Below are 6,518 nucleotides of genomic sequence, written 5' to 3' on the forward strand. Positions count from 1 at the left end.
GCGCGCCGTCAACCACCCTGGATCACGACCTTCCTGCGGGCGGCGCGCGTGGCCAGGGCTCCCAGGGCCAGTAGTGCCACCGCCCAGGCGAGCTGGAACCCCAGGGCTTCCAGGACGTCTCGCTTGCCGAGGTAGAGGTCGGCGGGTACCTGCACCATGGCCGACCACGGGAGCGCCTCGGCCAGGGTGCCGAGCCAGCCGGGGAAGAGGTTCAGTGGCAGGACCATGCCGCTGAAGAAGAGCGTTGTCACCAGTGACAGCGACTGCACGCCCCGGTCGTCGACCACCCAGCAGGCGGACAGTGCCACCAGGTAGCGCAGGGCGAAGCTGACGACCACTCCCAGGATGAGGCCGGCTGTGAAGGAGAGGCAGGTCACCGGGTCGGCCGGCGCGACGAGGCCGAACAGCGCGGCGCCGACCGCCGTCGGCGGCAGGCTGCGTAGCAGGAGGAGGTACGCGGCCCTGCCGAGGTCGTCGGCGAGGCTCCACATCTGCAGGGAGGCGGGGCGGACCAGGTCCAGGGCCACGTCTCCGCTGCGCACGCGTTCGGAGAGTTCCAGGCCGCCGCCGAAGACCTGCATGGGGCCGATGAACGCCTGGCTGAGGAAGCAGAAGGTGACGGCGTCGGCGAGGTCGTACCCGGCGAGGCCGGGGCGGGCCTGCCAGAGGGCGATCAGGACGTAGGCGCGGAGGATGCCGAAGACGGTGTTGGTGAAGGCTCCGGCGACGGCGGCGGCGCGGTAGGTGGAGTGGCGGCGGAAGCCGTATCCGGCGATACGCGCGTAGAGCAGGAAGGCTGCCTCCCGGTGGGCGTCAGAGCGGCCCTCCCATCCTCCTGGGTGGTCTGGGGCGGGGCAATGGATTTTTGGCGATGAGCGGGTGCGAGCCGGTCGTGGGATCCGGGCGGCGTGTGGTGGCCGGTCTGATGTCGGGCTTCCGCCGGGATTTCACCTGGGTTCGGTCATGCCTCCAGCGTGTTGTATACCGATGCGATACATAGTTGCAATCTGCTCGATATGTAGAATCGCCGATAAAAGTATGTTATGAGGGGAATGTCCTTTTGTGGAGGTCCCCCATGCGTCATGAGATAGATATGGACGTCAGTCCGGCCTACCCCTTCAGCTGGCAGGCCGCGACCCTCAACGCGATCATGCGCGGCACCTTCAAACCCGCCTCCCAGCTGCTGCTGAGAACCGACATCGGTTTCGTCGCGGCCTCGCGCATCGTGGCTCTGGCGGGCAGGGTTCCGCTCCGCCTGCCCGTCCATGTACGTGTGACACCCGACGAGGCCGGACCGTGTCCGGGAGAGTGGGTCCGCGCGGGCGAGGAGCTCGACGAGCGCAAGGTCCTGCTCTACTTCCACGGCGGGGGCTACTTCGCCTGCTCCCCGGTCACCCACCGGCCGATCACCTGGCGCCTGTCGGCCGCGGCCCGGCGGCCGGTGCTGGCGGTCGACTACCGTCAGGGCCCGGTGCACAGGCCGGCCGAGGCACTCGCGGACGCGATCGCCGCCTACCGGTGCCTGCTGGAGCAGGACTACGACCCCGCCGACATCGTCTTCGGCGGGGACTCGGCCGGCGGCCACCTCACCCTGGCCACGCTCCTGGCGCTTCGCGACCAGGGCATGCCGCTGCCGGCCGCCGCCGTGTGCCTGTCGCCGTGGACGGATCTCACCGGTGCGCCCCGCACGGTCAACCGGACGCTCGACCCGCTGATCCCGGCCGGCCGCGTCGACTGGCTCGCCCGCCGCTGGACGGCCGGTCTCGACCCCCATGACCCCCTGCTCTCCCCGGTCCTCGGTGACTACACCGGTCTGCCGCCGCTGATGGTCGTCACCGGCTCCACCGAGGTCCTGCGCGACGAGGGCCGCCGGGTGGCCGAGCGGGCCCGCGCGGCCGGGGTGCCGGTCACGTACGAGGAGTGGCCCCGTATGCCGCACGTTTTCGCCATTCTCGCCGACGTCGTCCCCGAGGCCCGCAAGGTCTACTCGCACATCGCCCGCTTCCTCGCCGCCGCGCAGGACCTTCCGCCCGCCGGCGAGGTCTCCGCGCGGGACCTGCTCGCCCAGGACGCCCCCGACCAGGGCCTCGCCGCGCAGGATCTTCTGGCCTCGGATCTTTCCGCGTCCGGCCTTCCCACCGGGGACGCCTCCGCTCTCGGAACCCCGCCCGCGCAGCCCGGTTCCGCGGCGGCCTGAGCGCGCGGGGGCGGCGGACCCGCCGCGGTCCGGGTTTTCGATGTCCGGCGGTGTTCAGCCGCGCGGGCCTTTCCCGCTGGTCACGCCGTTCCCGTCCAGGCTCAAAGGCATCCCGCGCACCACGGATTTCTTACCCCCAGGGATCATTCGTCTTACCTCTCATATCCCTTCTGGCCTGTCGGCAGCGAAGGGCGCTCGAATCCCGTCACAGTGTGCTTGCCGTAGCCCGCGCACGAGAGGCTCAACGAGGATGGCACGTGGGGGAACAGGTCCCATGAGCGGCATGCCGACCGGTGTGCGGCCGCTGACCGTCGGGGACCCGGTCATCATCGGCCGTTACCTTCTGCTCGGCCGCCTCGGAACGGGCGGCATGGGCATCGTCTATCTGGCCCAGCACCCGCAGGGTGGGGTGGTGGCGATCAAGACCCCGCACCCGATGCACCTCAACGATGCCACGCTCCGCGCCCGTTTCGCCGAGGAAGTGAGATTCTCCCGGAGAGTGGTGCCTTTCTGCACCGCCGCAGTGATCGAGGACGGCACCGACAAGGACCGCCCCTACCTGGTGTCGGAGTACGTTCCGGGTCCCGCGCTCTCCCAGGTGGTCTCCACGCACGGCCCGCTCACCCCCGACCTGGCCTACGGCGTCGCTCTGGGGGTGGCCGCCGCGCTGGTCGCGGTGCACGAGGCCGGGCTGGTCCACCGAGATCTGAAACCGGGCAACGTGCTGCTGTCGGACACCGGTCCGCGGGTGATCGACTTCGGCATCGCCAGGGACATCGACGTCCTCGCCGCGCACACGCAGGCAGGGCAGGTCATGGGCAGTCCCGGCTGGGTGGCCCCGGAGCGGCTCACCGGCGGGCTCGCGCTGCCCGCCTCCGACATCTTCGCCTGGGGCTGCCTGGTGGCCTACGCGGCCGGCGGCCACCATCCCTTCGGCGCGGGTGAGGCGGACGTGCTGACTCGGCGCATCATGGTCGAGCCGCCGAGGGTGGCCTCGGTGCCCGCGCTGCTGCGCCCGGCCGTCGAGGCCTCCCTGGCCAAGGACCCCGCCGACCGGCCAGGGGCCGCGGACCTGCTCGGCGCGCTGCTCGCCGCGGGTGGTGTGGGCGACCCGTGGGACCTGCGCGAGGCGGTCGCGGCGGTGCTGGCGGAGATCTGGACGCCGGTGCCCCACGCGCCGGGAGCCGGGAGGGTGCGGCTCGCGACGCCGCCCTCGTTCCACGACGAGCCCTCGGTCCCGGTAGAGATCCCCGCCAGGGCTTCGCGCAGGGCCAGGCCGAGCAGGGGAGCGCACCTGTCGCAGGCCGGCTTCGCGGCGCTGGCCACGGTCTCCATGGCGGCGGTCACCGTGGCCGCCGCGGCCGGTGGCGGCGGGATCGGTTCCGGCGCCGGCTCGGGCATGCCCGAGCCGGCGCCGCTGGTCCTGCCCGCCGACGGTACGCCCTCCGGCTCGGTCTTTCGCGGCGGCACCCGGCCGCCCGCGGGCAAGCCGCGGACGGTCCTTCCGGCCACTCCCTCCACGGTCCAGATCACCACCACCAGGACCGTCTCGCTGCCCGTCACCGGCTACGACGGGCACGACGGCCGTGACGGCCGCGAGGAGCCGGCGCCGGAGCGTCCGCGCGGCTCGGGCGGCTCGCCCGACGACGGTGACGACCGGCAGGACTGCGCGGACGCGACCGCGAAGGGCAGGGGGAGGAACAGGGATTGCCCGACGGCCTCGAGTAATCCCAAGCCCTCCTTCACCCAGATCCCGCAGACCGGTGACGGGGAGAGCCCGTCTCCGACGCCCACCGCTCCCGCCCCCTCGGGGACGACCATCACCCCCGTTCCCACTCCTTCCGTACAGATGGGCTGAGTAGCCCGTTCAGGTGATTTATCGGGAAATATCGCTGGATCGGTTAAAGTGAGCGCCGCGAATCGAGGCGGAGGGGGAGATCGATGGGCGAGCCTGTGCCCGGTGCGGTGGAGCTGAGCGGCGTCGGGGTCCGGGTGGTCGGCCGGACCCTGCTGGACGGCATCGGCTGGCGGGTCGGGTACGGAGAGCACTGGGTGGTGCTGGGCCCCAACGGGGCCGGCAAGACCACGCTGCTGTCACTGGCCGCCGCCGTCCGGCATCCCACCGAGGGGGCCGTCACCGTGCTCGGCCAGCGGCTGGGCCGGGTCGACCTGCGGGAGTTGCGCCGCCACATCGGCCTCGTCGCGGCCAGCCAGCGGCTCGTCGACGAGGAACTGCTGGAGGAGGAGGGGGCCACCGCGCACACCGTGGTCCTGACCGGCTACACCGGGTCCAGCGTCCCGCTCTGGGACCGCTACGGACCCGCCGAGCACGAGCGCGCCCACCAGCTGCTGGCGGACATGGGCTGCAAGGACCTCGCCGACCGGCTCTTTCGCGTCTGCTCCCAGGGTGAGCGGGCTCGTGTCCGTGTCGCCAGGGCCCTGATGGCCGACCCGGTGATCCTGCTGCTGGACGAGCCGTTCGCCGGACTCGACCTGCCCGCCCGCGAGGACCTGATCACCGCGGTGGAGGACCTGGCGGCGACCCGTCCGGTGCTGACCACGGTCACCGTCACCCATCACCTGGAGGAGGTCCCGGCCACCACGACCCACGCCCTGCTGATGCGTGACGCCCGGGTCCAGGCGGGTGGTCCGGTGGCGGAGATCCTGACCGCGGAGAACCTCTCGGAGTGCTTCGGGCGGCCGCTGCGCGTCGACCACCTCGACGGCCGCTGCTACGCCCGCGCGGTACGCGACTGAGAGCCGCGCACGTCGAAGCGGGGCGGCTCCCTCCCGAAACGGCCGGATCAGCGGGTGATGCGGATTCGCACGATGTCGGTGCGGTGCAGGGTGACGCCGTAGGCAAGCGGCACATCGCCGTGCCCGAAAACGGTCTGCAGCGTCCGGGCCAGGGGGTAGCCCACGGGGACGCGCAACGCCTCGGCCCCCTGATCGGAGGCGAGCACGGCTTCGAGGTCGGTGATCACCTGGGCGGCCGGGCGCAGGGCGCCCCGGTCGAGGAAGGTGAACAGGTCGGTGTCGATGCCGAGCATCGGGCTCGGGTCGATCTCGTCCGTGCCGATCTTCAGCGGCATGTAGTCCCGCATGTAGGCGGCCCGCACGTCGTCGACGCTGAAGATCCGTGTCACCTGCCACACGGGCGACCGCGCCGGCAGGCCCAGCGCCTCGGCCGCCGCGGGCGGGCTCGGCACGGTGTCGCACGACGATGTGACCAGCTCGGCCGTGTGCCCCGCCATCTGGATACGGTCACGGTAGGCGAGGATCTTCGACATGCTCAGCGGCGCCAGGTCGCGGGTGCCGGCGACGAACGTGCCGATTCCCCAGCGCCGGATCACCGCGCCCTCGATGGCCAGGACGCCCAGCGCCTCGCGGACGGTGCCACGGCTCACGTCCAGCATCTCGGAGAGGTCCTGCTCGGTCGGCAGCCGGTCTCCTGGCTGGAACTTCTCCTGGAGCAACGCTCGCAGGCCGTGCAGCGCCGCCTGCGCCGCGGTATCACGTCGGCCCATCGTGGGTTCCCTTCGTCACGCTGCCCGAGTGCCCCCCGCGTCCGAGGACGTCGGGGGGCGAAGTCCTACCAGACATGATCGAGCACGCGGAGTGTGTTCCCGCCAATGACCTTGCTGATGTCGTCGTCGCTGTAGCCGTGCTTGACGAGCCAGCCGACGATGTTGGTGAAGTTCTCCGCCGGGTTCTCCAGGCCGTCCACGTAGGCGACGCTCGGGTGGTCGGGCGCGGCGTCGCGGTTCTGGGCGTAGTTGCCGGCGTAGGTCTTGTGCACACCCACATGGTCGCCGAACATCGTGTCGGGGCCGAAGGTGACGTGGTCGATGCCCACCAGGTCCACGCAGTAGGTGAAGTGGTCCATCACCGACTCCAGGGAGTGTTCGCGGTGTTTTTCCGACAGCGTGGTGTGCGGGGCCGCCTCCAGGCCGATGACGCCGCCGCGTTCGGCGCAGGCCTTGATGACCTCGTCGGGCTTCATCCGGTTGGTCGGCCAGATGGCGCGGGCCCCGGCGTGGGTGATGAAGACCGGTACGGTCGAGTGCTCGATGACCTCCAGGCTCGTGCGGTCGCCTGAGTGTGAGATGTCGATGGCCATGCCGAGCCTGTTCATCCGCTCCACCGCGCGGCGGCCGAAGTTGGTCAGCCCGGCGTCGGCGCGCTCGGCCAGCCCTGAGCCGAGCTGGTTGGCCTGCGAGTAGGCGATACCGATCTGGCGGACGCCGAAGCCGTACAGGATGTCCAGGCGATCGAGCTCGTTCTCGATCATCGTCGCCGCTTCCAGCCCGGCCACCAGCGC

At 71.3% G+C, this 6,518-nt stretch carries 6 protein-coding genes; 3 read left to right on the forward strand and 3 right to left on the reverse strand.

Annotated features, from left to right (window positions below):
* Positions 1–8: 8 nt before the first annotated feature.
* On the reverse strand, positions 9–899 hold the full coding sequence (locus ABT130_RS36560) for an ABC transporter permease (protein ID WP_350963453.1): 891 nt from the start codon (positions 897–899) through the stop codon (positions 9–11).
* A gap of 176 nt (positions 900–1,075) precedes the next feature.
* Here ABT130_RS36560 and ABT130_RS36565 point away from each other — a divergent pair, with 176 nt between their 5' ends.
* From ABT130_RS36565 to ABT130_RS36575, 3 genes are all read left to right on the forward strand, one after another.
* Positions 1,076–2,197 carry an alpha/beta hydrolase fold domain-containing protein gene (locus tag ABT130_RS36565; protein WP_350963445.1) on the forward strand — a complete coding sequence of 374 codons (1,122 nt, stop codon included), beginning with the start codon at positions 1,076–1,078 and terminating at the stop codon, positions 2,195–2,197.
* Between the two features lie 274 nt (positions 2,198–2,471).
* Positions 2,472–4,055 (forward strand): serine/threonine-protein kinase, encoded by a 1,584-nt coding sequence (locus tag ABT130_RS36570; RefSeq protein WP_350963447.1) that lies wholly within the window; start codon positions 2,472–2,474, stop codon positions 4,053–4,055.
* Positions 4,056–4,138: 83 nt separating this feature from the next.
* Positions 4,139–4,954 (forward strand): ABC transporter ATP-binding protein, encoded by an 816-nt coding sequence (locus tag ABT130_RS36575; protein WP_350963449.1) that lies wholly within the window; start codon positions 4,139–4,141, stop codon positions 4,952–4,954.
* A gap of 47 nt (positions 4,955–5,001) precedes the next feature.
* Here ABT130_RS36575 and ABT130_RS36580 read toward each other — a convergent pair whose 3' ends face one another.
* Entirely contained in the window at positions 5,002–5,724 is a 723-nt protein-coding gene (locus ABT130_RS36580) for a GntR family transcriptional regulator (protein WP_350920386.1), read from the reverse strand.
* Positions 5,725–5,789: 65 nt separating this feature from the next.
* The coding region (locus tag ABT130_RS36585; protein WP_350963452.1) for a dipeptidase at positions 5,790–6,518 on the reverse strand (729 nt) is incomplete at its 5' end.

It is taken from the genome of Streptosporangium sp. NPDC001681 (assembly GCF_040298085.1).
GTDB lineage: Bacteria > Actinomycetota > Actinomycetes > Streptosporangiales > Streptosporangiaceae > Streptosporangium.

Coding starts and splice junctions, on each gene's coding strand:
- ABT130_RS36565 (WP_350963445.1), top strand. CDS start 1,076: ATGCGTCATGAGATAGATATGGACGTCAGTCCGGCCTACCCCTTCAGC.
- ABT130_RS36570 (WP_350963447.1), top strand. CDS start 2,472: ATGAGCGGCATGCCGACCGGTGTGCGGCCGCTGACCGTCGGGGACCCG.
- ABT130_RS36575 (WP_350963449.1), top strand. CDS start 4,139: ATGGGCGAGCCTGTGCCCGGTGCGGTGGAGCTGAGCGGCGTCGGGGTC.
- ABT130_RS36580 (WP_350920386.1), bottom strand. CDS start 5,724: ATGGGCCGACGTGATACCGCGGCGCAGGCGGCGCTGCACGGCCTGCGA.